This window comes from Gordonia polyisoprenivorans NBRC 16320 = JCM 10675 (assembly GCF_000241325.1).
Taxonomy (GTDB): domain Bacteria; phylum Actinomycetota; class Actinomycetes; order Mycobacteriales; family Mycobacteriaceae; genus Gordonia; species Gordonia polyisoprenivorans.
In genome coordinates, this window is sequence record NZ_BAEI01000005.1 from 15,876 (window position 1) to 42,686 (window position 26,811).

General features: G+C 68.7%; 22 protein-coding genes, 1 pseudogene and 1 riboswitch. Of the genes and pseudogenes, 11 read left to right on the forward strand and 12 right to left on the reverse strand.

The window, feature by feature from the left end; all coding sequences use genetic code 11:
• Positions 1-141 precede the first annotated feature (141 nt).
• Positions 142-711, forward strand: coding sequence for a hypothetical protein (locus GOPIP_RS01620; RefSeq protein ID WP_006367753.1), 570 nt, complete (start codon positions 142-144; stop codon positions 709-711).
• 160 nt (positions 712-871) lie between these two features.
• Complete coding sequence (locus tag GOPIP_RS01625) at positions 872-2,653, forward strand: serine/threonine-protein kinase (protein WP_006367754.1); 1,782 nt, start codon at positions 872-874, stop codon at positions 2,651-2,653.
• A 3-nt stretch (positions 2,654-2,656) separates the two neighbouring features.
• Here the strand turns inward: GOPIP_RS01625 and GOPIP_RS01630 are convergent, their stop codons facing one another.
• Positions 2,657-4,324 carry a DNA repair helicase XPB gene (locus tag GOPIP_RS01630; RefSeq protein WP_345230276.1) on the reverse strand — a complete coding sequence of 556 codons (1,668 nt, stop codon included), beginning with the start codon at positions 4,322-4,324 and terminating at the stop codon, positions 2,657-2,659.
• Between the two features lie 404 nt (positions 4,325-4,728).
• Between GOPIP_RS01630 and GOPIP_RS01635 the strand changes: the two genes are divergently transcribed.
• Positions 4,729-6,237, forward strand: coding sequence for an MFS transporter (locus tag GOPIP_RS01635; protein WP_006367756.1), 1,509 nt, complete (start codon positions 4,729-4,731; stop codon positions 6,235-6,237).
• Between the two features lie 22 nt (positions 6,238-6,259).
• Here the strand turns inward: GOPIP_RS01635 and GOPIP_RS01640 are convergent, their stop codons facing one another.
• Both GOPIP_RS01640 and GOPIP_RS01645 read right to left on the reverse strand, forming a co-directional pair.
• A complete protein-coding gene (locus tag GOPIP_RS01640) occupies positions 6,260-8,587 on the reverse strand; it encodes a helicase-associated domain-containing protein (RefSeq protein ID WP_006367757.1) in 2,328 nt (775 codons plus the stop codon).
• A 37-nt stretch (positions 8,588-8,624) separates the two neighbouring features.
• Positions 8,625-11,123, reverse strand: coding sequence for a protein kinase domain-containing protein (locus GOPIP_RS01645; RefSeq protein WP_006367758.1), 2,499 nt, complete (start codon positions 11,121-11,123; stop codon positions 8,625-8,627).
• A 181-nt stretch (positions 11,124-11,304) separates the two neighbouring features.
• On the opposite strand from GOPIP_RS01645, the gene GOPIP_RS01650 reads away from it, so the two are divergent.
• From GOPIP_RS01650 to GOPIP_RS01665, 4 genes are read left to right on the forward strand one after another with little or no spacing between them, the layout of a single operon-like run.
• A complete protein-coding gene (locus GOPIP_RS01650) occupies positions 11,305-11,508 on the forward strand; it encodes a hypothetical protein (protein ID WP_014361282.1) in 204 nt (67 codons plus the stop codon).
• Between the two features lie 13 nt (positions 11,509-11,521).
• Positions 11,522-12,058 (forward strand): cyclic pyranopterin monophosphate synthase MoaC, encoded by a 537-nt coding sequence (moaC, locus tag GOPIP_RS01655; RefSeq protein ID WP_006367760.1) that lies wholly within the window; start codon positions 11,522-11,524, stop codon positions 12,056-12,058.
• Positions 12,055-12,534 carry a MogA/MoaB family molybdenum cofactor biosynthesis protein gene (locus tag GOPIP_RS01660; RefSeq protein WP_006367761.1) on the forward strand — a complete coding sequence of 160 codons (480 nt, stop codon included), beginning with the start codon at positions 12,055-12,057 and terminating at the stop codon, positions 12,532-12,534. Before moaC ends, GOPIP_RS01660 begins: the two co-directional genes overlap by 4 nt.
• A 51-nt stretch (positions 12,535-12,585) precedes the next feature.
• Positions 12,586-13,035 carry a molybdenum cofactor biosynthesis protein MoaE gene (locus GOPIP_RS01665; protein WP_006367762.1) on the forward strand — a complete coding sequence of 150 codons (450 nt, stop codon included), beginning with the start codon at positions 12,586-12,588 and terminating at the stop codon, positions 13,033-13,035.
• A gap of 116 nt (positions 13,036-13,151) precedes the next feature.
• Here the strand turns inward: GOPIP_RS01665 and GOPIP_RS01670 are convergent, their stop codons facing one another.
• From GOPIP_RS01670 to GOPIP_RS01690, 5 genes are all read right to left on the reverse strand, one after another.
• The gene (locus GOPIP_RS01670) at positions 13,152-13,763 is read right to left on the reverse strand and encodes a transglycosylase family protein (RefSeq protein WP_006367763.1); all 612 of its coding nucleotides are present in this window, start codon (positions 13,761-13,763) and stop codon (positions 13,152-13,154) included.
• A 7-nt stretch (positions 13,764-13,770) separates the two neighbouring features.
• A riboswitch (cyclic di-AMP (ydaO/yuaA leader) is annotated at positions 13,771-13,945 on the reverse strand.
• Between the two features lie 261 nt (positions 13,946-14,206).
• Positions 14,207-14,455 carry a MoaD/ThiS family protein gene (locus GOPIP_RS01675; protein WP_006367764.1) on the reverse strand — a complete coding sequence of 83 codons (249 nt, stop codon included), beginning with the start codon at positions 14,453-14,455 and terminating at the stop codon, positions 14,207-14,209.
• A 4-nt stretch (positions 14,456-14,459) separates the two neighbouring features.
• On the reverse strand, positions 14,460-15,575 hold the full coding sequence (moaA, locus tag GOPIP_RS01680) for a GTP 3',8-cyclase MoaA (protein ID WP_006367765.1): 1,116 nt from the start codon (positions 15,573-15,575) through the stop codon (positions 14,460-14,462).
• Positions 15,572-16,150, reverse strand: a complete 579-nt coding sequence (locus GOPIP_RS01685; protein ID WP_020170212.1) for a flavin reductase family protein — start codon at positions 16,148-16,150, stop codon at positions 15,572-15,574. Before GOPIP_RS01685 ends, moaA begins: the two co-directional genes overlap by 4 nt.
• A 31-nt stretch (positions 16,151-16,181) precedes the next feature.
• The gene (locus tag GOPIP_RS01690; RefSeq protein WP_035726884.1) at positions 16,182-16,403 is read right to left on the reverse strand and encodes a hypothetical protein; all 222 of its coding nucleotides are present in this window, start codon (positions 16,401-16,403) and stop codon (positions 16,182-16,184) included.
• A gap of 490 nt (positions 16,404-16,893) precedes the next feature.
• On the opposite strand from GOPIP_RS01690, the gene GOPIP_RS29680 reads away from it, so the two are divergent.
• The gene (locus tag GOPIP_RS29680) at positions 16,894-17,307 is read left to right on the forward strand and encodes a cold-shock protein (RefSeq protein WP_006367768.1); all 414 of its coding nucleotides are present in this window, start codon (positions 16,894-16,896) and stop codon (positions 17,305-17,307) included.
• A 22-nt stretch (positions 17,308-17,329) separates the two neighbouring features.
• Here GOPIP_RS29680 and GOPIP_RS01700 read toward each other — a convergent pair whose 3' ends face one another.
• Positions 17,330-17,857: a DUF2771 family protein gene (locus GOPIP_RS01700; RefSeq protein WP_006367769.1), complete on the reverse strand. Its 528-nt coding sequence runs from the start codon at positions 17,855-17,857 to the stop codon at positions 17,330-17,332.
• Between the two features lie 3 nt (positions 17,858-17,860).
• Positions 17,861-19,855, reverse strand: a complete 1,995-nt coding sequence (locus GOPIP_RS01705) for an MFS transporter (protein ID WP_006367770.1) — start codon at positions 19,853-19,855, stop codon at positions 17,861-17,863.
• A 119-nt stretch (positions 19,856-19,974) separates the two neighbouring features.
• On the opposite strand from GOPIP_RS01705, the gene GOPIP_RS01710 reads away from it, so the two are divergent.
• Both GOPIP_RS01710 and GOPIP_RS01715 read left to right on the forward strand, forming a co-directional pair.
• Positions 19,975-20,817, forward strand: coding sequence for a DUF3027 domain-containing protein (locus tag GOPIP_RS01710; RefSeq protein WP_006367771.1), 843 nt, complete (start codon positions 19,975-19,977; stop codon positions 20,815-20,817).
• A gap of 27 nt (positions 20,818-20,844) precedes the next feature.
• Complete coding sequence (locus GOPIP_RS01715) at positions 20,845-23,658, forward strand: sacsin N-terminal ATP-binding-like domain-containing protein (RefSeq protein ID WP_035726882.1); 2,814 nt, start codon at positions 20,845-20,847, stop codon at positions 23,656-23,658.
• 21 nt (positions 23,659-23,679) lie between these two features.
• On the opposite strand, the gene GOPIP_RS01720 is transcribed toward GOPIP_RS01715, so the two are convergent.
• Entirely contained in the window at positions 23,680-24,288 is a 609-nt protein-coding gene (locus tag GOPIP_RS01720) for a TetR/AcrR family transcriptional regulator (RefSeq protein WP_006367773.1), read from the reverse strand.
• A gap of 107 nt (positions 24,289-24,395) precedes the next feature.
• On the opposite strand from GOPIP_RS01720, the gene GOPIP_RS01725 reads away from it, so the two are divergent.
• The gene (locus GOPIP_RS01725; protein ID WP_006367774.1) at positions 24,396-25,538 is read left to right on the forward strand and encodes an acyl-CoA dehydrogenase family protein; all 1,143 of its coding nucleotides are present in this window, start codon (positions 24,396-24,398) and stop codon (positions 25,536-25,538) included.
• Positions 25,539-25,905: 367 nt separating this feature from the next.
• Here the strand turns inward: GOPIP_RS01725 and GOPIP_RS01730 are convergent.
• Positions 25,906-26,811, reverse strand: a pseudogene (locus tag GOPIP_RS01730) (HNH endonuclease); the annotation flags it as partial.

The window sequence follows — 26,811 nt, forward strand, 5'->3', positions numbered from 1 at the left end:
CTCAGGCTGTCACATCGGCTCCGGTGACCGCTCCGGACCGACTTCTTCGGTGATCGCCGCTTCCATGCCGACACCAAGGAGGGTGCAAGCGGGTCGGTCGATGCTTGCGGCACCAACCGCAGACCCCGAGAGGACACCCCCATGAACACCACATTCGATCACCAGCCGGTCATCGAGCCGCTCGCCCGGCCCGGTCGACGTCTGGCCTGGCGTGCCGCCGTCGTCGCCGGGTGTCTCGGATTCGCGCTGGTCGCCGCGTGCGACGTCAGCCTCGGCTCCGATGCGATCGACGATCCCGACGACGTCGGCGTCGGAGAATGTCTGGCGCTCGGCCCCGATGACGAGCCCGGCAAGGTCGCTGCGTCGGCGGCGTCGTGCGAGGACTCCGACGGTCTCACGTTCTACGTTGCCCGGCAGGTCGCGGCCGGTGCCGAGTGCGACGCGGCCAACACCTCGACGCTGACCTTCGGTGCCGACCGCGAGAGTCTCTGTCTGACACCGAACTTTGCGACCGGCAAGTGCTACCGGATACCGATCGGCGGCGACCTCGCCGATTATCGCGAGGTCGATTGCGGTGAACCGGCGCAGGACCGGACCGTTGTCGCGCGTGCCGTGCAGCGTGGGGACGAGACGATTACCTGCGCAGACGAGGACACGACCTGGTCGTTTCGCGCGCCGAAATCCATCGGGTACTGCCTACGGGAGGTGTGAGTGCGCGGTCGGTCGAGCAGCCGATCGGAGGACACCCGAACACCCGACACCGACGTCGTCGGCGTGGCGCAGCCGGTAATGTGACCAGGGCTGACCGTCCGGCGCGAGCCGTGTGGAGGGCGCGTATCCGCTTCCGTCGTGCCGAGGAGGGCTGTCGAGGGTGGTCTATCAACCGGGTGACTCGTTCGCCGGCTACACGATCACGAGACTGATCGGGCGTGGCGGGATGGGCGAGGTCTACCTGGCCCGACATCCCAGCCTGCCGCGCAACGAGGCGGTCAAGATCCTGCCGTCCGATCTCAGCCGCGACCCGATGTTCCGGCAGCGATTCATGCGCGAGGCCGAACTCGCGTCGAGCATCGTGCATCCGAACATCGTGACCATCTACAACTCCGGCGAGTACGAGGGACATCTGTGGCTCGCCATGGAGTACATCGACGGGGTCGACGGCGGGGAGTTGTTGCGGCGCAGCCCCCGCGGGCTCAATCCCATGCTGGTGTCGGCGATCGCCACCGCGGTGGCGGCCGCCCTCGACGCCGCACATGCGCGTGGGCTACTGCACCGCGACGTCAAACCCGCCAACATCCTGATCGCCGAGAACGATTCCGCCGACGGCGGCGACACCGCCAGGCCGCCGCGGGTTCTGCTCGCCGACTTCGGGATCGCCAAATCGACCGGCGATGTCAGCAATCTGACCTCGGCCAACATGTTTCTCGGCACGGTGGCCTATGTGGCACCCGAACAGTTGCTGGGTGCCGAGGTCGACGGTCAGGCCGACCAGTACTCGCTGGCGGCCACCCTGTTCCAATTCCTGTGCGGCAGGCCGCCATTCGAGGGGACGAGTCAGGCCAACGTGATCGCCGCGCACCTGAGCAGCGCCCCGCCCGCGGTGTCGTCGTTGCGGCCGGGCACTTCTGCGGCCCTCGACGAGGTCATGCACCGCGCGTTGGCCAAGACACCGGGCGACCGGTTCGGCTCGTGCGGCGAACTCGCCGAACAACTCGGGCGTGCCCTGCGTGCCTCGCCCACCCGGGTCGGGACCCCGGTACCGGGGCCGACGGAGGTGATCCGGACCGCACGCCCGACGGTGTCGACACCACCCGTGGCACCGTCGGCACCACCGGTGTACCCGCCGCCGGTGCCCCAACCGCCGGTGTCCCCGTATGCGCCGCCGCCGCAGTACTTTCCGCAGTCCGCACCCTCGGGTGCATTCCCGGGCCAACCGAACCAGCCCGGCCAGCCAAGTCAACCCGGCCAGCCGAGTCACCCAGGTTTCACCGGTGGCTATCCGATGCCGCCTGTGCGACGTTCGCGCGGAACGGTGACGATCGTTCTGGTTTCGCTCGTGGCTCTGGTGGTCGTGATCATCGCCGGGGTGGTGGTGGCCAACTTGATCTCCGGCTCGTCCTCCGACACGACCGCGCGATCATCGGGCAGCGCGTCGACGACCGGTGCCGCACCCGGGACGACGACGCCCTACACCCGGCCGCCGGTGACCGAGGCACCCACCACCGTCACCAGCGCGAGTCAGATCACCGTGGGCAACTGCGTGCAGATCGGCCGAGACCGCGATGCGCAGGGCAATGTGTCGACGTCGAAGGTCGACTGCGCCACTCCGGCGATGACCTTCTATGCGGCCGGTTTCATCGCCGATTCCGCCGACTGCCCCAACGACCACAACGCCAGCCTGACCTTCGGTGACTCAGGCGACAAACTCTGTCTCACACCGAATTTCGTTCCGCAGGAGTGCTATCAGATCCCGAGTTCGGGCGGCTCGCTATCGGACTATCACGAGCTGGCGTGCGGGTCGGCCGCCGCGGCGGGCACCGTCGCCTTCCGCGTCACCAGCCGGTCCACGAGCGCGCTGACCTGCACGAGCGGTGAGGTGCGGTGGGCCTTCGAGCAGCCCCAGTCGCTGGGCTACTGTCTGGCGCAGGTGTAGGCGTCAGCCCGCAGATTCTTCACCGATGGTGGGCCCGAGGAGGTCGTCGGCGTCGGTGATCCGGTAGGCGTAGCCCTGCTCGGCGAGGAAGCGCTGCCGGTGGGCGGCGTAGTCGGCGTCGAGGGTGTCGCGGGAGACCACCGAATAGAAGTGTGCTTGTCCGCCATCGGATTTCGGTCGCAGTAGACGTCCGAGGCGCTGCGCTTCTTCCTGCCGGGAACCGAAGGTGCCCGACACCTGCACGGCCACCGACGCCTCGGGCAGATCGATCGAGAAGTTCGCGACCTTGGACACCACGAGGGTCTGCAACTCGCCGGACCGGAAGCGGTCGAACAGGGCCTCACGCTCCTTGTTCTTGGTCGATCCCTGGATCACCGGGGCATCGAGTTCGCGGCCGAGTTCCTCGAGCTGGTCGATGTAGGCGCCGATGACCAGAGTCTGAGAATCCCTGTGGCGCGCCAGAATCGACCGCACGACGTTGACCTTGGTGTGCGCCGTCGAGCAGAGCTTGTACTTCGCCTCGTTCTCGGCGACGGCGTACTGCAGTCGTTCCTCGTCGGTAAGGGTCACCCGCACCTCGATGCACTCGGCGGGCGCGATCCAGCCCTGGGCCTCGATGTCCTTCCAGGGCGCGTCGTAGCGCTTGGGGCCGATGAGGGAGAACACATCGCCCTCGCGGCCGTCCTCGCGGACCAGGGTCGCGGTGAGGCCGAGTCGTCGGCGGGACTGCAGGTCGGCGGTCATCCGGAACACCGGCGCCGGGAGCAGGTGCACCTCGTCGTAGATGATCAGACCCCAGTCGCGGGAGTCGAAGAGATCGAGATTCTTGTACTCGCCCTTGGACTTTCGCGTCATCACCTGATAGGTGGCGATGGTGACCGGACGGATCTCCTTGCGCTCACCCGAATATTCGCCGATCTCGTCCTCGGTCAGGGTGGTGCGGGCGACCAGCTCCCGTTTCCACTGACGGCCCGCAACGGTGTTGGTGACCAGGATGAGCGTGGTGGCACCGGCCTTGGCCATCGCCGCCGCGCCGACCATCGTCTTGCCCGCACCACACGGCAGCACCACGACGCCCGAGCCGCCCGCCCAGAACGAGTCGGCGGCCATCTCCTGGTAGTCGCGCAGATGCCAGTCGCCCTGGTCGAGGCCGATCGGATGTGCCTCCCCGTCGACGTAACCCGCGAGGTCCTCGGCCGGCCAGCCGACCTTGAGCAGGATCTGCTTGAGTCGTCCGCGCTCGGACGGGTGCACGACGACGGTGTCGTCGTCGATGCGGGCGCCGAGCATCGGGGCGACCTTCTTGTTGCGCAGGATCTCCTCGAGCACCGCACGGTCGAGGCTCACCAGCGTCAGTCCGTGGACGGGACTCTTGACCAGTTGGAGCCGGCCGAACCGACCCATGGTGTCGACGATGTCCATCAGCAGCGGTTGCGGCACCGCGTAGCGCGAGAAGGTGACCAGCGCGTCGACCACCTGCTCGGCGTCGTGGCCCGCGGCGCGCGCATTCCACAGCGCCAGGGGGGTCACCCGGTAGGTGTGCACGTGTTCGGGTGCGCGTTCGAGCTCGGCAAACGGGGCGATCGCCGCGCGAGCGGACGCCGCGTCGGGGTGATCGACCTCGAGTAGCAGCGTCTTGTCGGATTGCACGATCAGAGGTCCATCAGTCACCCGATCCATTGTCCAGGTGTCTGCACGTCGCGTCGAATCCCGATCGCGCCCTCCCCACTCGCGACGGCGCCCTCCCCGCCCGCGACGGCGCTCTTCACCACGCCGACGGAGCCTCGTCGAGCGCTGTCGGGACTGAGCTGAGCGCTGTCGGCGCCGTGGCGAGCGCCGTGGGCGAAACAAGCGCCGTGGGCGAAACAGTGGGCGCTGTCGGTGCCGATATGGCCGATATGCCCGTAATGGGGCGAGCTCCGAAACGTCCGGAATCAAAAGGAGTTTCGCCGTCGTGCCGGACGGCGTACGCTATCCGGAGTAAGGTCCTCCGGATATTGGTCCGTGGATCACCACACCAGGTCGGTGCATCGCACCGACGCGTCCAACGCACGTCGACAAGAGCGAGTTCTCGAATGTCCTCACCTGTTTCGCCCTCCGCCGAACCCGATCCCCGGCGGTGGAAGGCCCTCGTCTTCATCTGTCTGGCCCAGCTGATGGTGGTCCTCGACGGCACCGTCGTCCAGATCGCCCTGCCCGACGCCAAGGTCGACCTCGGTATCAGCGACGCCAACCAACAGTGGGTCATCACCGCATATGCCCTGGCCTTCGGTGGTTTGCTCCTGTTCGGCGGACGCATCGCCGACCTCTGGGGCCGTCGGCGCGCGCTGATGGTCGGCCTCGTCGGATTCGCCTTCGCCTCCGCGCTGGGCGGGGCGGCGGTCAACCAGGGGATGCTGTTCGGCGCGCGGGCACTGCAGGGTGCGTTCGGCGCGCTGCTCGCCCCGGCCGCGTTGTCGCTGCTGACCGTGATGTTCACTGCGCCCAAGGAACGTGCCCGCGCCTTCGGTGTCTTCGGTGCGATCGCCGGTGGTGGCGCCGCGGTCGGCCTGCTGCTCGGTGGTCTGCTCACCCAGACCCTCGACTGGCGCTGGACGATGTACATCAACGTGGTCTTCGCCGCGGTCGCGCTGTTCGGTGCGATCGTCGAGATCAAGGAGCCGCCCCGGGCCCACGACAACGCCACCCACCTCGACGTCCTCGGCGTCGTCTTGGGCGGCGGGGGACTGGCCCTGGTCGTGTACGGATTCAGTCGTGCGGCCGAGGAGGGCTGGGGTGACGCCGGGACCGTCATCTGCCTGATCGCCGCGGTGGTACTGCTCGCCGCGTTCGTCGGATGGCAGGCGCGTTACCGACATCCGTTGCTGCCCTTGCGGGTTGTCGCCGATCGCGCGCGCGGTGGGGCGTACCTGAGCGTCGCCATGTCGGTGATCGCGATGTTCGGCTCGTTCCTGTTCCTTACGCTCTACATGCAAGTGGTGCACCACTATTCGCCGCTGAGCGCCGGAGTTGCCTTCTTGCCCATGGTCGGTGGCATGCTGATCGGCTCCACCCAGATCGCGGCGCGCCTCATCACCCGGGTGCCGCCACGGTTCCTGCTGGTGCCGGGTGCGCTCATCGCGGCCTGCGGAATGCTTCTGTTGAGCCAGATCTCGGCCGACTCCACCCGGTACTGGAGCGTGATCTTCCCGGCTCTGTTCCTGCTCGGCTGCGGGATGGGCACGGTGTTCATGACCTCGATGAACCTCGCCACCTACGGCGTCGAGCCACGCGACGCCGGTGTGGCGTCGGCGATGGTCAACACCTCACAGCAGGTCGGCGGAGCCATCGGTACGGCCCTGCTGAACACGATCGCCGCCACCGCGACGGCCTCCTACATCACCGGCCACATGGCCTCGGTGCACGGACCGGCCGACGCGAAGGTGTTGCAGGCACAGGCCATGGTCCACGGTCAGAGCATCGGATTCTATGTCGCCGCAGCCATTCTCGCGGGTGTGGCGCTGGTGGCCGGGGTCCTGATCAACGTCCGGCGGCCGATCGGCGACGCACACGAGTCCGAGCCGGTCGCGGTGGCCGCGGGCTGACCCGGGCGCTGATCGGCGCCGGTCAGCCGTCGAGCAGTTCGACGCTGGTGATGCGATGCAGCGAGAACCGCTGTTCGTCGTCGGTGCCGTCCTCGATCCCGATGAGCTGACCGGCGCCGAGGGTCTGCGGGGACACCACGTGTCGTGACGCGCTGCCATGCGCGTCGACGTAGCCGACGCGCAGTTTCCGGTTGGCGCGCAACGCCAATCGGATCAGCGCGGTCGTCGGCTCGCCACCCCCGGTGGCCCGCACCGACGCCGAGGCCGGCCCGGCTGCCGGGGTGGCGACCGCGGCACGATCACCCGAGCGCACCCGGCCGACGACGGCGGCGATCTGATCGGGGCCGAGCGCCGCGCGACGTGGCGCCGCGGCCGGATGCCGCCGCGCGCGATTGGTGGCGACCCGGCTTCCTCGGTCACGCATGTCGACGAGCTCACCCGCCGAATCCTCACCGGCCGGGGCGAATCCGGCGGCGCGCAGAACGTCGAGCACATCACGGATCTCGCTGGGCGACACCGCAACCGTGGGTGCCAGCGCGCGGAGCGCCAGACGTTCGGTGGCATCACTGCGCAACACCGCCGCCAGGGTCGCGGCGTCCTCGCACCGGATGAACGACGAGGCGATCCCGACCCGGAGCGCACCGTGTCGGCGCGCCACGTCCTCGATCAGATAGGTCAGCGACTGCGGCACCGGAGTGCGGGAATGCGTGGTGAACATGGTGATCAGTTCGCTGCTGGACCGGCCGGCATCGAGCGCACGGCGCACACTGTCCTCGCTGATCCGGTACACCGATGCGGCGCCGCCGGATTCGAGGTCGGCCACCAGCTCCACCTGTTCGGCGAGTTCGGCGGTCATCGGTCCGGGCACGGTGATCGTCAGATCGGCCTGGGTGAGGAAATGATCGACCGGCGCCGGCAGTGCCTTGCGCATGGCGGCGAGCACCGCCGAATCGTCGTCGGCGGGATCGGCGTCGAGCACCGCCCGCCCGACCGTGGTCAACGCGTGATGCCCGACGACGCCGACCGCGCGCGCCTCGTCGAGCGTCGCACCGACCACCCGCGAGGTGAGACGACGCATCTGGTGCGGGTGATCCCAGCCGAGGGTGGCCACGAGCCCGGCGACCGACACCGGTGTCGCCGGCGCCGCCCGCCGCAGCGCGGTGAGGATGGTGCGACGCACGGTCGGGGCGTGGGAGTCGTAGATCTCGGCCGAGAGCGCCGGGATCGTGGTGCCGTCGCGGTCCGGCTCGCCGACCTGCCAGGCGTTGCGCGGCATCGTCAGCCAGGCCTCGAGCAGGGTGTGCCACTGGCGTTCCGGAGGCTGGTGCAGCCAGGTGTCCGACGTCGTCGTCGGGGCGAAGGCGTGCTCGCCGGTGTCGCCGGCCGGTGGGGGATCGGGAAAACCGGAGTCGATCAATCGTGCGTGACCGAGGAGCTCGACGATCAGTGCGAGCCGGGGCTGATCGAGGCCGGTGGTCTTGCTCAGGCGGCGTAACTCCCGCACGCCGAGGGCCCCCGACCGCAGGATCGCCGCCGGCGCCGACCCCAGTGCGCGGAGCACCGTGGTGGCGTGCCGGATCAGTTCCAGCGCCTCGCCACCACCTGCGGCGTCGATGTCGCGGGCCGAGAACCGGCGCGGCGCCGAGGAGTCGTCGGGTACCGGACGCGCGAGGGTGTCGGTGCGCAGGGCCGGTTCACCCCGCAGCAACTGCCCGGATTGTGCAGGGAGCTCGACGGTCTGGTGATCGATCCGTGCGAGCAGACCGTCGGCGATCAGGCGTGCGACCGGCGATTGCGGGTCGGCGTCGGGTGCCGCGTCGCGGCTGCGACCCAGCGCCGGGCCCCGGGAGAGCGCCGCGAGTAGTTCGCGCTGCCGCTCGTCGAGGGCGTCGAGACGCGACCGCAGGTCCTCGGGTGTCACGTGTGCGAGCGGGCCCGTCAGGTGCAGCCCGCGCCACGGCAGCGCCGAAGTCGCATTACCGGCGACGTGCAGGGCGTCGTCGGGGCCCCAGATCAGGGCGAGCCGACGCAGATGGGCGATGCGCTCGAGGATGTCGTCGTGCCCGGCGCGATCGGACAGAGCGTCGAGCACCGACGACGCCGACACCGTCGCCGCAGCCGGTGGGCCCGAGGAGATGATCACCTCGAGCACGGCGATGTCGAGCAGGTCGAGACGCTCGCCCGCCAGCGCGACCGACGCCGCGGAGAGCGCACGTTGCGCGAGAACGCGGCTGCCCTGCGGGGGCGGGGAGGCGAGGTCGGGACGCAGTGCGAACAGATCCGCCAATTGATCGTCGGTGCGCGAGATCAGGTCGCCGGCAAGCCCGTCGGCCCGATCATCGGAACTCATTCGGCCGATTCTACCGAGCGCGCCACACGACCCCTTCTCACGCGGGCAGGTTCAGCAGCGCCGGGGTCGACACTTCCTTGTCGTCGCCGCTGTCGCCGTTGCCGACCTGACCCGCGGAGTTGCGGCCCCAACAGTAGATCGAGGTCTCGTTGACGACCGCGCAGGTCGTGCCCAGCACGGTCTCGACGGCGGAGACGGTTCCCGACAGGGCGGTGATCTGGGTCGGCGAGGTGGTCGCCGAGCCGGAGCCGATGCCGAGTTGCTGTCCCTCGTTGTCTCCCCAGCAGAACAACTTGCCCTGCGACACCGCGCAGGTCGAACCCCAACCGGTGTTGATCTGGGTGACCCCGGTCAGCCCGACGACCGGCGTCGGGGTGTGCTGGGCGTTCTTGGTGCCGTCGCCGATCTGGCCGTACCGGTTGTCGCCCCAGCAGTAGGCCTTGCCCGACGCCGACGCACACACGGTGATGTATTGGTTCGGGTCATCGGTGACGCCATAGGTGCCGACCGAGATGGAGTCGGCGTCGGTGACGGCGACCTTCTGCGGGGTGTTGGCCCGCGTGGTGGCCCCGGTGCCGAGCTGGCCGCTGTCGTTGTTGCCCCAGCAGTAGACGGCGTCGGCGATGGCGCAGGTGGTGCCCTGCGCGGTGGCGACGCCGGTGACGGTGCCGCTCAGTCCGGTCACCTCGGTGGGGGTTGAGGTCTTGTCGGTGACCGAGTCCACGCCGACCTGCCCGTCGTCGTTGTTGCCCCAGCAGTACAGCTTGCCGCCCGCGATGGCACAGGTGCTGCCGTAACCGGTGGCGATCGCCGTCACCGTGCCGGACAGCCCGGTCACCGGCGTCGGCGTCTGGGCGTCGGAGGTGGTGCCGGTGCCGAGTTGGCCGTAGCCGTTGTCGCCCCAGCAGAAGGCCTGACCTCCCGAGACCGCGCAGGTGCTGGTCTTGAAGTCCTTGTCGGTGTCGATGTACCCGCCCAACGAGACCGCGGTCACGGTGGGGAGGTTGACCTTGACCGGGGTGGGCGAGGCGGTGGTGCCGCCGTTGGCGAGCTGATTGTCGTAATTGGCTCCCCAGCAATACAACTGCTTGGCCGAGATGCCGCAGCTGGAGTTGCCGTAGACGGCGAGCACCGTGGGATGTCCACTGGCCGTTGGCTGATCGTCATCACCGCGGAAAGCGCCTGCGGCGAAGGCGATGCCGAGTCCGAGGACGAGCAGGACGACCACGGCGGCGGCCGCCAGGGAGACGATCAGGCCGGTGCGCTTCTTCTTCGGGGCCGCCGGTGTGGAGAGCGGATAGCCGCCACCGATGAGGTGCGGCGGCGTTCCCGGCGGAAACGTCGGGGGTATGCCGCCGGCCGCTGCGGGCGCGCCGAACGGTGCCGACTGATACGGCGAATTCGGTTGCGAGGGTGGGTTGTTGGCGACCGTCGGGCCAGCCGGCGCGTAGCCGCCGGGCATCGCGGACGGTATCTGGCCGGGGTAGGACGGATTCTGGTTGGGTACCGAGGGGTTTGGATGCGAGGGATTCGGATGCGAGGGATTCGGATGCGACGGCGGCGGCGTCGCATAGGACGGCGGAGGCGTCGGCTGCGACGGTGGCACCGTCGGCTGGGAGTACGGGCGGTTCGCCCCGACGAAAGGTCCTGCCGCCGGGTTCGACTGGTGCGATGGCGGTGTGGGGTTGCCCCGCCCCTCGAATGCTTGACCCCGGCCCTCGAATGCCTGACGCAGCGCCGTCGAGAACGACCGGCAGTCGGGGTAGCGGTCGACGGGATTCTTCGACAGTGCCTTCGCGATCACCGGATCGAGGGCGCCGAGATCGGGGCGTAGCGAGCTGATCGGTGGGATCTGTTTGGTCAGATGCGCCATGACCAGTGCCGAAGGTGTGGTGGTGGTGAACGGGGCCTGCCCGGTCAGGAGCTGGAAGACGGTGCACGCCAACGAATACTGATCCGAGGAGGCTGATGCGTCGTGACCCTCGATCACCTCGGGGGCACAGTAGGCCAGCGTGCCGATGAAGGCACTCGTCGCGGTCAGTGACGTCGAGTTGACGAGTTTGGCGATGCCGAAGTCCAGCACGGTGACCCGGGCGATCTGACCGTGTTCGTCCCGGCTGACGAAGATGTTGGCCGGTTTGACGTCACGGTGGATGATGTTGCGCCGGTGGGCGTAGTCGAGGGCGTCGGCGACACGGGTGGTCACCTCGATCACGTCCGACGGGGAGATCGCGCCGTGGGTGAGGTCGGCGCCCTCGAGGTAGTTCATGGTGAACCACGGGGTGCCGTCGGTGTTGATGCCGTACTGGTGGATCGAGATGATGCTGGGGTGATCGAGCGCCGCAGTGGTGCGCGCCTCGTTGGTGAAGCGCCGCTGGAAATCGGGGTCGTGCGCACCGGCCAGCGAGATGACCTTCAGGGCCTCCCGCCGCAGCAACTGCGGGTTCTCGACGAGGTACACCTCACCCATCCCGCCCGAACCCAGCAGGGACACCACCTTGTAGCCGGCGACCTGCGAACCTGGACTCAGAGGCACGATTCTTCCTTCGATCGGGGGTGGACCGCTGGCCTGTGACCTTACCCAACGTGCTCTGAGATCGGCCTTCGTATCATTCGAACGATGGGCCCACGACGCGGACGTCGGTGATGAGACGACGCGGGCGTCGGGGACCAAACGGTGAGCGCACCGCGTGCCGCGGAGCACGCCGTGGCACAATATGCGCGTGGCTGAGAGCAATTCGAAGAAGCACTACGTGGACAACGGCTGGCCGAAGGCCTCCGACGGCGACGGTCCCGAGCACGCGGTCTCGGAGTTCGCGGCCGCGCTGCCCGGCGCGTTGTCGCCGTTCGGCGAGGTGGAGTTCCCGCTGCCGGCCGACGAGGTCAACTACATCAACCCCAAGACGGTCATCAACCGCTGAGCGCGGTGACCGAGTGAGTGCGGTGCCCGATCCGCAGTCGTCTGCCCGGTTGTCCCACGTCGACGACTCGGGTACGGCCCGCATGGTCGATGTGGGGGACAAGTCGGTCACCCAGCGCCGCGCCGTTGCCGGCGGCACATTTCGCACCAGCACCACCGTCATCGACCTGCTGACCTCGTCGTCATTGCCGAAGGGTGACGTCCTCGCCACCGCGCGGATCGCCGGGATCATGGCGGCCAAACGCACCGATTCGCTCATTCCTCTCTGCCATCAGCTGGCGCTGTCGTCGGTCGACGTCGACTTCACGATCGGCACCGATCACATCGACGTGACGGCTGCGGTCACCACCGCGGGCCGGACCGGCGTGGAGATGGAAGCACTGACCGCGGTGGCGGTGGCCGGACTCACGCTGCACGACATGGTCAAGGCCGTCGACCGTCACGCACGCATGGACGGAATCCGGCTCCTCGAGAAGTCCGGCGGACGGTCCGGTGACTGGCACCGAGGAGACGAGCGCGGGCCACACGCGGACCCCGGGATACAACCATGAGCACGCAGCGCATCGCGCGGATCGTCGTGGCCTCCACCCGGGCCTCCCGTGGTGCCTATCCCGATCGCACGGGCCCGATCATCGCCGAGTGGCTCACCGACCACGGGTTCACCGTCGACGAGCTCGACGTCGTCGCCGACGGCCCACCGGTGGGTGATGCGATCCGGGCCGCGATCTACGCCGACGTCGACCTCGTCCTCACCACCGGCGGGACCGGGCTCGCACCGACCGACCGGACCCCCGAACAGACGCGACTGCTGCTCGACATCGAGATCCCCGGTCTCGCCGACGCCATCCGCACCGCGGGTCTGCCGCAGGTGCCGACCGCGGTCCTCTCCCGTGGCACCGCCGGGGTCGCCGGCACGACGCTGGTGGTCAATCTGCCCGGCTCGACCGGCGGTGTGCGCGACGGCCTTTCGGTCCTCGCCACCGTCCTCGACCACGCTCTCGACCAAATCCGCGGCGGCGACCACTGATGAACTCGTGTCACTGATGAATGGTTGTCACCGATTGAATGGTTGTCACCGATGAACGCCGGCAACCCGGGGGTGGTCGTGCACACGGCGGTGAGCGTCGACCCGATCGCACTCGCCGACCACGAGGCCCGCGTCGTCGCGGCTGCCGATGGACATGCCGGCGCGGTCGTGGGGTTCGTCGGCGCGGTTCGCGACCACGACGGCGGCCGCACGGTGACGAGTCTGTCGTATTCGGCGCACCCGGACGCCCCGCGCGTGCTCACCGAGGTCGTTTCCGAGATCTGTGCGGCCACCGACGGCGTCCGGGCGGTCGCGGTCTCCCATCGGGTGGGTGATCTGTCGGTCGGCGACGTCGCCTTCGTCGTCGCCGTGGCCGCCGATCACCGCGCCGAGGCGTTCGCGTTGTGCGCGCGACTCGTCGATGAGGTCAAGGCGCGCATACCGGTGTGGAAACACCAGTTCTTCGGCGACGGAACCGACGAGTGGGTCGGGTCGGCCTGATCACGGTCACCATCTGATACCGGCCACCACCGACACAGCCCCCGACAATTGGAAAAGGGCCCCGCACGGCGTCGAGCAACGTGCGGGGCCCTTCGTCAGGGCTGAACCGATCAGGTTCAGGGGAGCGGGACGAGTCCCTTGTTCTCGTTGAACAGGCGCAGCTGATCCGGCGTGAGCTGGTAGCCGCTGTCCTTGGCGGCCTTGAGCAGGTTCTGCACCTCCGGGCTGACGCCGGCCTGGCTGACCTGATCGATCGCCTGGTCGGTGCTGGTGGCGTTCGGGGTGTTCGCGAGACCCTTGGCGGGCGCCTGGGGCGCATCCAGACGCGGGGTGTCGGCGGGGGCGGTGCGCGGGGTGGCGCCCGACAACCCGGTGCCGCAGACCGGCCATGCGCCCTTGCCCTGGGTGGCCAGGACTCGCTCGGCGACGGTGATCTGCTGCTCCTTGGAGGCCTGGTCGGCGCTCGGTGCGAACTGGGTGCCACCGTTGGCCGCCCACGTGCTCGGGCTGAACTGGAGTCCACCCTGGTAGCCGTTGCCGGTGTTGATGGCCCAGTTGCCACCGGACTCGCACTGGGCGACCTGATCCCACTCGGAATCGGAGGCGGCATGTGCCGAGCCGGTGCCCAGCAGGGCCGCGCCGCCGCCGAGAACGGCTCCGGTCAGCGCGATCTTCGCGAAGGTCTTGGTTGCGGTGGTGGTCGACGGCTTGCGGTGACGTCCGGACATAAGTCGAATTACCTCTCTCCACGCGCCTGCGAGGTCAGCTGTCGGGTTCGAGCGAGAGGTGCTCGGTCACGATCGCCCTGCGGCGACCGGACTTAACCCCAAGGGCGTCTGTCGACGTCCGTTCTTCCTTGCGGAAAAGGGTGGGTCCCCCGTCCTCGTTCCAAGATGTGTGCTCGTCATTCCACCGGAGGAACGAGGCTCGGCGCGACCGGTGGAAATCTTGGTGTGTTGTTTGCTGTGCTGTGACCTTCTGTGAAGGACGCTTCGTACAGTACGACGTCTGAGAGCGGGAATCACCCCCTCCTGACAACCCTTTTTCGGCGTGCCGCTGGGTCTTTGGGCCCTGTTTCGGTGTCCGTGCAGTTCACGGGCGTGACGCCCGGTTCGTGTCCATCTCGTTATTGACTCGTTATGTGAGCAAGGTCACAAGCGGGCCGGGTGTGTCAACCCCCGGCGAACGGGGGGAGAACGTCGATCGTGTGCGTCGGACCGAGGCGCCGCGTGCGGTCGCACAGCGCGATCTCGTCGCGCAGATACGAGCACCGCTCCAACACCCGCGCCAACTCCGGATTGTCGGCTGCCAGAATGTGTTCGAGCTCACCGAGGGTGACGTCCTCGGCGATGTCGCACACGTCGGATTCGGTCTTCGCCGCCGCGGAGGCGGCGGCGAAATAACGGACCGTCACACGCATCCGCTCAGCCCCCGATCGCCGACATCGGGCGGTCCGGCTGCCGGAATCCCGCGGTGTTGACCGCGTGCCCGGCGCGCTTGGCCCAGGTGTTCTCCCGCCACAATTGCGCGATCCGGTGATCGACGTCGAGTTCGTCGTCACCACCGCCCCGCAGCACGGGCATCAGCGAGGTCTCGGCGTCGGCGAACAGACAGTTGCGCAGCGCCCCGTCCGCGGTCAGCCGGGTCCGGTCGCAGTCACCGCAGAACGGACGCGTCACCGACGCGATCACGCCGACGCGGGCAGGTACTCCACGGGCGTCGGTGTGGCCATCGACGAGGAAGGTCTCCGCAGGCGCACCTCCACGCGGCACGGTGTCGGGACGCAACCGGAGATGCGCCGACAGCATGTCGAGGATCTCCGTCGCGGTGACCATCCGCGACCGATCCCACCGATGTCCGGCGTCGAGCGGCATCTGCTCGATGATCCGCAGCTGATATCCGGCGTCCAGGCAGAACCGGGCGAGGTCGACCAGTCCGGCCAGGTCCCGACGATCGGGGACGACCGCGTTCACCTTGATCGGATACAACCCCGCGCGACGGGCGGCGTCGAGGCCGGCGAGGACGTCGGGCAGCCGATCACGTCGGGTGATCTCGGCGAACCGGGCGGGATCGACGGTGTCCAGCGAGACATTGATGCGCGTCAGCCCGGCCTCGACGAGACCGGCGGCACGGCGCCTCAACCCGAGGCCGTTGGTCGTCATCGCGATCTCCGGGCGCTGCGGCAGCGAGGTGACGGCAGCGATGATGTCCTCGAGGTCGCGGCGCAGCAGCGGCTCGCCTCCGGTGAACCGGACGGTGCGGATGCCGAGGTCGGCGACGGCTATCCGCAGCACCCGGATGAACTCGGCGGTGGTCATCACCGACTCCGTCGGCAACCAGTCGAGGCCCTCGGCGGGCATGCAGTAGTCGCAGCGCAGATTGCAGCGGTCGGTCACCGACACCCGCAGATCGGTGGCCACCCGGCCGAAGGTGTCGCGCAGCGGCCCGGACGTGGGTGCGGTCGATGCCCCGAACCGCGCCTCGTCCGCCGCGTGCCGTAGCACCGACGGGAGCGGCAGGCCGAGATCGACGACGGTCATCGGCGCGCGGGATCGTCGTCGGGAATCCGTGCCTGTAGAGCACGAAAGGTGCTGGCGTGGAACACGAGTGGCTCGACATCCGGGTCGGCGTCGAGACGCCGGATGCGCAGCAGCACCAGCAGGTGATCGCCGGCGGGGATCTCACTCTCGATCGTGCACGACAGGTGAGCGGCCGCACCCGGGATGAACAGGGCTCCGTCGTCGGAACCGAGCGGCTCGATACCGTCGAACCGTCGCGGTGCCGGACCGGCGAGCTGACGGCACAACTGTGCCTGGTCGTGGGCGAACACGCTGACGCCGACGGTGCCGGCGTCACGCAACCGGGGCCACGTCGTCGAGGTGTTCTGCACGCACACGCTCACCAGCGGCGGATCCAGCGACACCGACGTGAACGCACTCGCGGCCATCCCGACCAGTTCGGGGCCGGTTGAGTCTGTGGGCTCGGAGGACTCCTGGGACTCGGGCGCGCCACGATGGCAGCAGACCGCGACCACGCCCGACGGAAAACAGCTGTACGCCCGCTTCAGCGCACCCTCGTCCGATGCCGGCGCGAGAGCGGCGTGGGTGGCGATCACCGAGGGTCGATCGACAGAAGCCGACACACGATCACCGGGCCCCGCGGCCCGACCGCAACGCGTAGACGACGCCCAGCAAGAAACCCAGCGGGGCGCACATCGTCAGCAGATACACCGCGGTCGGGGCGGTCTCGCCGTGATCGGCCACCGGGGTGACGAACAACGCGATGATCGCGAGCACCCCGATCACGAACACCACGCCGGCCACCTGCAGCAGTCGCGACGGGGACGACTCGCCGGCTCCCGGCGTCAGCGAGCGACGATCGCCGTGTGCCTTCGGCCCGCTCGCTTCGCTCCCGGCGCCGGCCACACCCGGCCCGCTCGCTTCGCTCCCGGCGCCGGCCACACCCGGCCCGCTCGCTTCGCTCCCGGCGCCGGCCACACCCGGCCCGCTCGCTTCGCTCCCGGCGCCGGCCACACCCGGCCCGCTCGCTTCGCTCCCGGCGCCGGCCACACCCGGCCCGCTCGCTTCGCTCCCGGCGCCGGCCACACCCGGCCCGCTCGCTTCGCTCCCGGCGCCGGCGCCGTGCTTCCTCTCCATGGTTTCCACGGTAGAGCACCCGGGGTGACGATGACGGTGTCGTGCCCGGTCAGCGCGCGGCTCACGCTGCCTCGAGAAACCGTTTTGCCCATTGGCTAGACTGGCATCACCAGGCGCCTTGCTCATTGTCGTGGGTCAGGGCGCCCTTTCATGTGGTGGATCGACCGCATGCAACAACGACGTTCGAGTGAAGGTGAGCACAGTGCCGAGCGGCAAGGTGAAGTGGTACGACGCCGAGAAGGGCTTCGGTTTTCTCGCACAAGAGGGCGGCGAGGACGTGTACGTGCGTTCGTCGGCGTTGCCCGACGGCGTCGAGGCGCTCAAGCCCGGCCAGCGGGTGGAGTTCGGGATGGCCGCGGGGCGTCGGGGCCCGCAGGCATTGACGGTCACCGTGCTCGAACCCGCGCCAAGCGTCACCAAGAACACCCGTGAAGCCGCGCGCAAAGAGGTCAAGCGGCACAGCCCCGACGAACTGCATGGCATGGTCGCCGACCTCATCACCCTTCTCGAGGGCAAGGTGCAGCCGGATCTGCGCAAGGGTCGCTACCCGGATCGTAAGACCGCACAACGCATTTCCGAGGTCGTGCGCGCCGTCGCCCGCGAGCTCGACAGCTAGGGCATGTCTCCCGAGCTCACCCTCACTTGGGCGGCGCGGTGTCGGCGGCGATCAGTCCGCGCGCGATGTCGGTCGACCCGTCCGGGTTGGTCGCCACCGCAGATGCCGCGGTGATCGTCACGCCGAGCAGCACCCGGTCCGGGCGCGACCGCAGGGCGACCGTGTAGGTGGTGTTCGACGCCTGCGGTGATTCTTCTTCCACCAGGCCCTGCGGGGTCCAGTAGAGGGTCGTGAGATTCCACGGAGCCTTGGCGACCGTCTCCGAGACCGACAGCAGCGCCGTCGAGTTCAGGGGGATCGGCACCCGCGGGGTCGTGCGCTGAGGCTGATCCCGCGGCGGGGTGCACTCGCGCACGAACACGTCACACCACCGCGCCGGCTGCACCGTGTGGAGGTCGCCGCCGACGGCGAGCTGGATGTACGCGTCATCCTTGTGCTCGCCGGTGTTGCCGGCCACCAGGATGCCGACACCTGCCGCGACGACGACCACGAACGCGACGGCCACTGCGGCGATGATCGCGATCGCCTTCTTCTCACCGGGGTTGACCACGCTCTAGTGATATCCCATCCGCTTGGTGGGTTGAGCACCCGGTCCGGAAGCGTCGCGGGACGACGGACCCCGCGCCGGGCCTGCCGGTCGGTGCGGTCGGGTGGGCGCCGACGCCGGATCCGCCGGGCGGCCTCCCGGATGGCCGTCCGGGCGATCCGGACGGACCGCGGCATGTCGCTGCGTCGGATGGCTGTAGGCCGGTGCACCGAGATCGGCGAACGACATGGTCGGCTCGGCATGCTCGGGACGCTCACCACCGAGGCCGGGGACCAGGGAGCGTCCGCGGTCGGTGAGCACCGTCTGCGCGAGTCCGAGCCCCAGCAACACCGAGACGACGGTGAACCCCACCCACAGCGTCGTCGGCAACAGCACGCCGAGAGCGGCACCGAGTACCCAGCACAGCTGCAGCACCGTCTCCGATCGCCCGAACGCCGATGCCCGTGACTGCTCGGGCAGATCGTCCTGGATCGACGAATCGAGGCACACCTTGCCTATCGCGCTGGTGCCGGAGGCGACCAGCGCGGTCGCCGTCGCCAGCACGATGTTGCCGAACACCGCTGCCAGCACGGCCATCACGAAGCATGCGGCCGTCGAATACAGCACGATCTTCGACGGGTTGCGCAGCTCCAGACGTGTGCCGACCCCGTTGCCGATGGCGTTGCCCACACCTGCCGCGGCGCCGACCGCGCCGATGGTCGCGAGCTGCTTCCAATCGGAGTGCACGCCTTGCTGGGACTTGGCGTAGAAGGCGATGTAGAGCGTCAGGAAACCGGTGAGGATGCGGATGGTGCCGTTACCCCACAGCGCAGCGACCACCTTGCGCCCGAGGGGCTGACGCATTTTCGCGGCCAGCGCCTTGGCCCCGCCGCGCACGCCCGCCCGCCCCGGCGCCGCGGCTGCGTCGTGCGGGGCGTGATAGGTCAGCGTCGCCGGGATCTCACCCTCGGTGACCTCGACCCACGACGGGATGCGCATGCACAGATACGCACCGAATGCGGCGATGACCGCCAGCCAGAGCATCGCCCCGGGCAGATGCCACGGCAGCGCCTTGGCCAGCAACACCTCGAAGAGCCCGGCCACCGCGCCGCCGATGATCGTGCCGCCGACCAGGCCGAACATCGTCAGCCGGGAGTTCACCCGCGGCAGGTCGATCGTCGGGGGGACCACCCGCGGGGTGACCGCCGACTTGAGCACCCCGAACGACTTGGACAGCACCAGCAGCCCCAGCGCGCAGGGATAGAGCACCCACGGGTCGTAGTTGAGCTGATCGGCCACCGGATCCCAGCTGACGTTGGTCATGATCAGCAGGGCGAGAACCACGCGGGCGCCGAAGGTGGTGGCCATCGCGATCCGGCGACCCTGCTGCAGTCTGTCGAGCAACGGCCCGATCAACGGCGCGATGAGCGCGAACGGTGCGATGGTGAGCGCGAGATACAGCGCCACCGACACCTTGGACTGTCCGGTGGCAGCCGAGAAGAACAAGGTGTTGGCCAACGCGACCGCCATCGCCGCGTCGACGGCGAAGTTCACGATCACCGGCAAGGTCAGCGCGGTCAGCCCGGACTGATCGGCGCCGTCGGCGGTGGCGGCCTGGTGGATCTTGCCGAGCCCCTTCGCGGTCAACTGCCTGCTGCGCATCGCCGCCACCCGCGCGACCGTGATCTTCTTCGGCGCCTCCGGCGTCGGATCGGTCGGCAGGGCCTGCGTCCGATGGCCGCCCGGTCCCGTCGCGTCATGGGGATCGGTCGGCGTGTCGTCGAGGGGCGGCAGGTGCGGATTGTGGGTCCGCGGCGGCAGATATGCCTCGCCGCGGTTCCCGCCCGGCGGATTGCCGTGCGACGGGATCCGCGTCGGGGTGGCTCGGCGGCGTGCGCCGTCGGCCGGATAATTCGCGGCCCCGGGGTGGTCGACAGGGTCGCGTCGGGTACGCGCGGCAGCCGCAGGGCCCGTGGTACCCGCGGGTGCAGCGGCGCTGTCCTTCGACTTCCGTCCGATCACGCGTCAATTGTTCCTCATCGGCCGACCGGCCCGCCGTATGTGTCGTTCGGAAGTGTCGCGCGCAGCCGCTGTGACCCGTGGTCCCCGGGTGAGGCACACTGGAGGGCGTGACTGGAGTAATGGACGGCCCGCGGTTGCTCGACGCCGTCGAGGTCGCCCGTGCCGCGCTCGTCGAGGACGGGCACGAGCCGGGTGCCCACCGTCAGGCGATCGCGGAAGGCGAATGGGCCGCAGCACACTACTTCGACGCCGATCTCACCGGATACCGCGGCTGGCAGTGGTGCGTGGTGGTTGCCGGCGCGCCCGGGACCGACGCTGTCACCGTCAGTGAGGTGGTCCTCCTGCCGGGCGAAGGTGCGCTGCTCGCGCCCGAATGGGTGCCGTGGAGTGAGCGCGTCGCGCCGGGCGATCTGACGGCAGGCGACATGCTCGCCGCCGACTCCGACGATCCGCGGCTCGTTCCCAACCACGTGGACAGCTCGAGCGCCCTGCTCTCCGAGACTGCCGTGCCGGAGGTCGCCGACGACTACCCGGCCGACGACGTCGAGGCCTCGGCGCCCGACCCCGAGGACCTGGCCGAGGTGGCCGGCGCACTCGGACTCGGGCGGAAGCGGTTGCTCAGCCGAGAGGGCCGTGACGCGGCCGCGCAGCGCTGGTACGACGGCGAGCACGGTCCCGGCGCAGAGATGGCGGTTGCGTCCCCTTTTCCGTGCTGCACCTGCGGTTTCTACATCCCGCTGTCGGGTGCGTTGCGGGTGGCTTTCGGCGCGTGCGCCAACGAGTATTCCGCCGACGGCCAGGTGGTCTCGGCCGAATACGGATGCGGGGCGCACTCCGACGTCGTCGCCCCGAGCGGTGAGGGATCACCGGCGTACGACGCCTTCGACGACGGTGTTCTCGAGATCGTTGCGGTAGGTGCCGGTGCTGCGGGCGCCGACGGCGAGCCGAACGCTCGGGCTTGACGCCCGGAGTTGCCTGACCCCGACCCGGTGCACACTGACCCCTTCGGTACCGCCGACCTCGCTGCGGCGACGCTGTCGGCGTGGCGGGAGTCACCGACACGTCTGGCCGAAGACGTTGCCGCCGAAGATGATCTGGCCAGTGTCGGCTACCGCGACCGCCTGTTCGTCGAACTCGTCACCAACGCTGCCGATGCGGCCCGGCTCGGAGGGGTGGACGGCGAGGTCGCGATCTGGTCGGATGCCGACGGCCTGCACATCGCCAATACCGGTGCGCCACTGACCGAAGCGGGAGTGCGGTCGCTGCTGGCGCTGCGCGTCTCGGCCAAACAGCCCGATGACACCGGTGGCGTCGTCGGCCGGTTCGGGGTGGGATTCAGTGCCACCGCCGCCGTCGCCCACACCGTCGAGATCCGCTCGACGAGCGGGACGATCTGTTTCGATCGTGCACGTGCCGCTGCGGCGGTTGCCGACGCGGGAATCGTTGGCGTAGCGCGTGTTCCGCTCCTGCGGCTGGCCTGGCCGGGCGAAGGGGTCCCGCGCGCGGGTTTCGCGACCGAGATCGTCCTCGGCCTGGCTGGGGGACTCGACCCGCAAGCGATCCTCGACGCGGCCGAGGCGCAGGCCCCTGATCTACTCCTGGCGCTGACCGCGCTCCGGCTGATCACCGTGGAGGACACCGCTTTCGAGATCGACCGGACCGAGCTCGTCAACGACGAATTGTCCTCCGGTTCACGCGCTCGTCGGCTCACGGTGACCGTCACGAGCCGGGGAGATCGGCGGAGTCGGGCATTCACCGAGATCGAGCACGGGCCGTCGCGATGGCTACGCGCCGACGACGGTCGGCCGGTGAGCGCGGGATCGGACGCGCCGGTTGCCGATGTGCTCTGGGCGCCGACACCGACCGACATCGAACTGTCGTTGCCGTGCCGGCTCATCGCCCGTCTCCCGCTCACCCATGATCGTCGCCACGTGCGCCCCGATGCCGACATCGCCGCAGCCGCAGCGGGTTACGTGGACGTGCTGCGCCTTGCCGAGCCCGTCGACGGGGTGGCTCTGGTTCCCCGCGCGCACCGCGCGCGGGGCGGCGACGATGCCCGGTTGATCGACGCGGTGCTCCACGAACTGCGCCGTACTGCATGGCTCCCCGGCATCGCAGGGGCGCCGGTGGTGCCGGACCGTGCGTCGGTGCTGATCGGGCTCGGTCCCGACCTCGCGGAGGTGCTCGGCGAGCTGTTCACCGATCTCGTCCATCCGGATCTGTCTCTCGCACATCAACTCCCGGTACTCGAATCGCTCGACGTCACCCGGATCGGCTTGGCGTCGCTGGCCGAGCGGCTGACCGGTGTGGAACGCGACCCTGCGTGGTGGGGGCGGTTGTACGCGGCGCTCGCACCGTTGGTGTCGACGGCCCTCGACGCCGAAGAGCTTGCCGCCCTGCCCATCCCGCGTTCGGATGGTCGGATGAACATCGGTGCGCGTGGATTGTTCACCGCGCACGCCGTGCAGACGCCCCTGCGCTGGATTCGCACCGTCGCGGCCGAGGCCGACCATCCCCTCCTGGAACGACTGGGCGTGCAACGGCTTTCGATCACCGATGCACTCGCCGATCCGGCACTGCGCATGCTCGTCGAGGAGGCCGCCGACCTCGTCGAGGACGGTGCGGGTGAGGAGGTCGACGCCACCGGTCTGGCCGAGGAGGTGCTCGCGCTCCTCGGTGCCGACAGCGAGGCCGTTGTGCCCGAATGGCTGTCGCGGCTTCCGCTGCCTGCCGATGACGGTGACCTGCGTAGTGCCGACGAGTTGCTCCTCGTCGATTCGCCGTTGGCCGCGGTGCTCGTCGAGGACCATCCCTTCGGTCTGCTCGACGGTGACGTCGCCGAGCGACATGGTGTGCACGTGCTTCGCCGGCTCGGGGTGGGGTGGTCGTTCGCGGTGATCGTCGACGACCTTCCGACGGGGCCCGACCATGATCTTCCCGACGAGGAGCAGTGGTGGGAGACCTTGCCGGATGCCCCGGAACGTCTGTGCGCCATCCGCGATCTCGACCTCGTCGCCCCCGATCGGTGGGCGCAGGCCCTGACGTTGATCGTCGAGGATGAGCAGGCGGCACGAGCGCTCGACGATCGCGAGGGGTACACCGCCTGGTGGTTGCGCCACTTCGCCGAGGTCGACGATTTACTTCTCGGTGAATACCGTGCGCCGTCGGATCACTCGCTCGTCGGTGTGCTCGATCCGCTGGTGCATCCCCACGCGGACGCGCTGGCCCCTGCGCTCGCAGCGCTACCGCCCGAATCCGCCACGGAGGCATCGTTGTTGCTGGCCAGGCTGGGCGATCGAGGTAGATCGATCTCCCCCGGGGTCACTCGCGCGATCTACTCCGCGGTGGTCGAGGTCTGCCGGTCGGGGAGGATCGACTGGTCGGAAATCGACGCACCCGACGCCGTGCGGGTCGCCTCGGGTACCGCCGTGCCCACCGATGGCCATCGCGTTCCCGTCGTCCTCGATGACCCGTGGTGGGCACAGGCCGTCGATCCCGTTACCCTCGTGATCGGTCCCGACAGTCCCGAGGGCGCAACGCTTCTGGCCGACATCCTGGATCTCCCGCAGGTATCGGAGGAGTTCACCGCCGAACCGGTCGGTGCGGGGGAGTACACGACGGCCGACGACACCGCAGCGGTGTTGTTCACCGCCGAAACCGGAAGGCCGGTACCGGGCGAGGTTCGTGTGTATGACGACCTGCGGATGGCATTGTCGCGCAAGGGTGGTGGCGCATCGAGTGAGGTTCGGGTGCGGTGGTGGGTCGACAGCCGGGGCGTCACGTATCTGTCCCGCCGGCGTTGATGGCGGCCTCGACGCCGACCGTCAGCGTCGTTGGGCGTCGATGCCGGTGGTGAGGATCGCGGCGAGCTGCCGGTAGGCTGCGGCGTCGTCGAGGCCCGTGGTCGCCGAGACCTCCCGTCGCTGGATGCGGCTCATCATCGTCGCGGCGACGTCGGCAGCGAACGCGGCGTTGACATCCCGGAACTCGCCGTCGCGAACTCCGGCGTCGATCAGCTCCCGCACCCGGCGAGCGGCTGCGGCGGTGTTCTGTTCGTACAGGTCGCGGGTCGGGCCGAAGGCGTGGAGGTCGGTCATGAACACCTCGGAGGCCGGGGAGAGTTCCTCGCCGACGGCGATGAGGTAATCGATGACCGCCTCGCGTGCCGACGTCGCCGCCGCGACCCGCGCCTCGACGTGCTCGGTGGCGACCCGGAAGAAATGCGTCACCGTCTTGGTGACCAGTTGCTCCTTGCTGTCGGCGAGGGTGTAGATCGTCGTCTTGGAGCAGCGCAATCTGCCTGCGAGGTCGGCGACGGACAGATGTGCGAAACCTTCGGCGAGGAGCAGAGCGAGGAGGTCGTCGAACAGCGCTGCGCGTCTCCGGGTGCCGAAGTCGGTGACGCCCGGACTTGCATTCGCCCCGCGGGTCATGGTCGCTCCTCACTGCTGGGTCGCCGGACTGCTGTGGCCTTCCGGCGTCGAGAATAGTACTGTGAAGCGTACCTGAGTACTGTCTATAGCCCGGAAAGGCTCGCCACATGGCTGTTGATCGTCTGCTCCCCAATGATGAGGCGCGCGACCTGATCGCCCTGACCCGCGATATCGCCGACAAGCGTCTGGCGCCGATCGCCGACGCGCACGAGAAGGCCGAGACGTATCCCGACGGGCTCTTCGCCGAGCTCGGGGAGGCGGGACTCCTCGGGCTGCCGTATCCGGTCGAGTGGGATGGCGGAGGCCAACCGTACGAGGTCTACCTCCAGGTGCTGGAGGAACTCGCGGCGCGGTGGGCGGCAGTGGCTGTGGCGACCAGCGTGCACGGCCTGGCGTGTCACCCGCTCTTCAATTTCGGCACCGAAGAGCAGAAACAACGTTGGCTTCCGGACTTGTTGAACGGCAAGCTCATCGGCGCCTACAGCCTGTCAGAGCCGCAGGCCGGCTCCGACGCGGCGGCACTGAATTGCCGAGCCAGGGCTGCGGACGACGGCTATCACGTGACCGGGACCAAGGCGTGGATCACCCATGGCGGCATCGCCGACGTCTACAACTTGTTCGCGCGCACCGGTGAGGGGTCGAAGGGGATCTCCTGCTTCTTGGTTGCGCGAGACACCGACGGCCTCACCTTCGGTAAGCCCGAGGAGAAGATGGGACTGCACGCCGTCCCGACCACTGCCGCCACCTACGACGACGCTGTCGTCGACGCGGACCGGCTGATCGGCGCCGAGGGTCAGGGGTTGCCTATTGCCTTCTCCGCACTGGATTCCGGACGATTGGGAATCGCCGCCTGTGCCACTGGATTGGCGCAGTCGGCGCTGGACGCTGCGGTCGAGTACGCACAGGAGCGGACCACCTTCGGCCGCAAGATCATCGACCACCAGGGCTTGGGTTTCTTCCTCGCCGACATGGCCGCCGCCGTCGACTCGGCACGCGCGACCTATCTCGACGCCGCTCGCCGACGGGACGCCGGACAACCGTATTCGCGTGCGGCCGCCACGGCCAAGCTCATCGCGACCGACGCCGCGATGAAGGTCACGACCGACGCTGTACAGGTCCTCGGCGGCAACGGTTACACCCGCGACTTCCGGGTGGAGCGCTACATGCGCGAAGCCAAGATCACCCAGATCTTCGAGGGCACCAACCAGATTCAGCGGCTCGTGATCAGCCGCGCACTCGCTGCGGGCTGACGCCCCTCTCCCTCTCAGAGTGGTATCCGGGTCGCTGTGGCCCCGAATCCAGCTCCGGCTCAGTTGGTCTCGAGGCTCGCCGCACGCGGCTCGCACCTCCACCATCGGGGAAGATGCCTCGCCGCCGAAGGATGCTGACGCTCTTCCCATCCGACGATCGGATGCTGACGCCCTCCCCACCCGATGGTCGAGGTGCACGGCGCCCCTGGCGCCGGGCCTCGAGACCTCTTGTGCCGACGGGATTCCGGGCCACGGGCGGCACGACACCTCGACCATCGGGTGGGGATTATCTCTATGGAGTTCTCAAACAACAGATGCGGTCCCGGCCGGGCCGGATGCAGGGAATCAGGTTGTGGGGCAGTGTAGGTCAGGCTGCTGCGTCGTCGAGTCGCATGGTGCGTCGGTGATACGACGGCACGGGTCGTCGTTTCGGGTCGATGCTGGCGGGCGGGATGAGCCAGGGGTGTCGGTCGAAGCCGATGATGATGTCCCAGCCGTGGTGGTGGACGTCGTCGTGGCAGCTGGTGCAGAGGAGGCAGCCGTTGTCGAGGTCGGTGGGCCCACCATCGGCCCAGTGGTGCAAGTGGTGTGCTTGGCAGCGTCCGGCGTGTGCACCACATTTGATACATCCGCGATCTCGCACCAGCAACGCTTTGCGTTGGCCGGGGGTGAAGAAGCGTTTCGCCTCCCCAACACTGAGCGGTACCCCGTTGGGATCGAGGATGATCTTGGTGACCGTCGTGTCACACGACAACAACTTGGCGGTCGCTTCGGTGATGGCACCCATGTTCTGCAAATCGCCGCCGAGTGCCGGGTTGTCCGCTGACCAGGTCCACAACAGGCCGTTGGTGGGTTTGGCCGAGAAGGTGGTGTCCGCTAGTCCTTGTGCCGCCAACTCCACGATCGTTTCGAATGCAGCCGCGCAGATCTGTTCGGGAGTCCGCGGATCCGGGGACCCGTCGGGTTGGGGCTTGGGCGCCGACAAGGTTTCCATCAGAGTTCTGGTTTTCTCCCCGGCGACGATGTCGAGGTTCGCCGAGATTTCCAGACGTCCGTCGTCGGTGATGCGGTCGGTGTAGGAGTTGATCGTCTTGTCCTCCGCGGCAGGTAACCCGCCCGATGTCTCGGCCGCCAACTCGTTCCCCAACTGCCGCGCGTAGAGGTTGATCTCGGCGGGGGTGAAACCGGCAAAGTAATGCGACAGCAGTTTCCGCAGGAACTCGCACCGTTGCACGGTGTCGAGGGGTTCGGGGACCGGGTGTCGATGTGCGCC

Coding starts and splice junctions, on each gene's coding strand:
- GOPIP_RS01660 (WP_006367761.1), top strand. CDS start 12,055: ATGAGCACGCAGCGCATCGCGCGGATCGTCGTGGCCTCCACCCGGGCC.
- GOPIP_RS01720 (WP_006367773.1), bottom strand. CDS start 24,288: ATGACCCGCGGGGCGAATGCAAGTCCGGGCGTCACCGACTTCGGCACC.
- GOPIP_RS01620 (WP_006367753.1), top strand. CDS start 142: ATGAACACCACATTCGATCACCAGCCGGTCATCGAGCCGCTCGCCCGG.
- moaA (WP_006367765.1), bottom strand. CDS start 15,575: ATGACCGTCGTCGATCTCGGCCTGCCGCTCCCGTCGGTGCTACGGCAC.
- GOPIP_RS01665 (WP_006367762.1), top strand. CDS start 12,586: ATGAACGCCGGCAACCCGGGGGTGGTCGTGCACACGGCGGTGAGCGTC.
- GOPIP_RS01725 (WP_006367774.1), top strand. CDS start 24,396: ATGGCTGTTGATCGTCTGCTCCCCAATGATGAGGCGCGCGACCTGATC.
- GOPIP_RS01675 (WP_006367764.1), bottom strand. CDS start 14,455: ATGCGTGTGACGGTCCGTTATTTCGCCGCCGCCTCCGCGGCGGCGAAG.
- GOPIP_RS01710 (WP_006367771.1), top strand. CDS start 19,975: ATGGACGGCCCGCGGTTGCTCGACGCCGTCGAGGTCGCCCGTGCCGCG.
- GOPIP_RS01635 (WP_006367756.1), top strand. CDS start 4,729: ATGTCCTCACCTGTTTCGCCCTCCGCCGAACCCGATCCCCGGCGGTGG.
- GOPIP_RS01650 (WP_014361282.1), top strand. CDS start 11,305: ATGCGCGTGGCTGAGAGCAATTCGAAGAAGCACTACGTGGACAACGGC.
- GOPIP_RS01670 (WP_006367763.1), bottom strand. CDS start 13,763: ATGTCCGGACGTCACCGCAAGCCGTCGACCACCACCGCAACCAAGACC.
- GOPIP_RS01640 (WP_006367757.1), bottom strand. CDS start 8,587: ATGAGTTCCGATGATCGGGCCGACGGGCTTGCCGGCGACCTGATCTCG.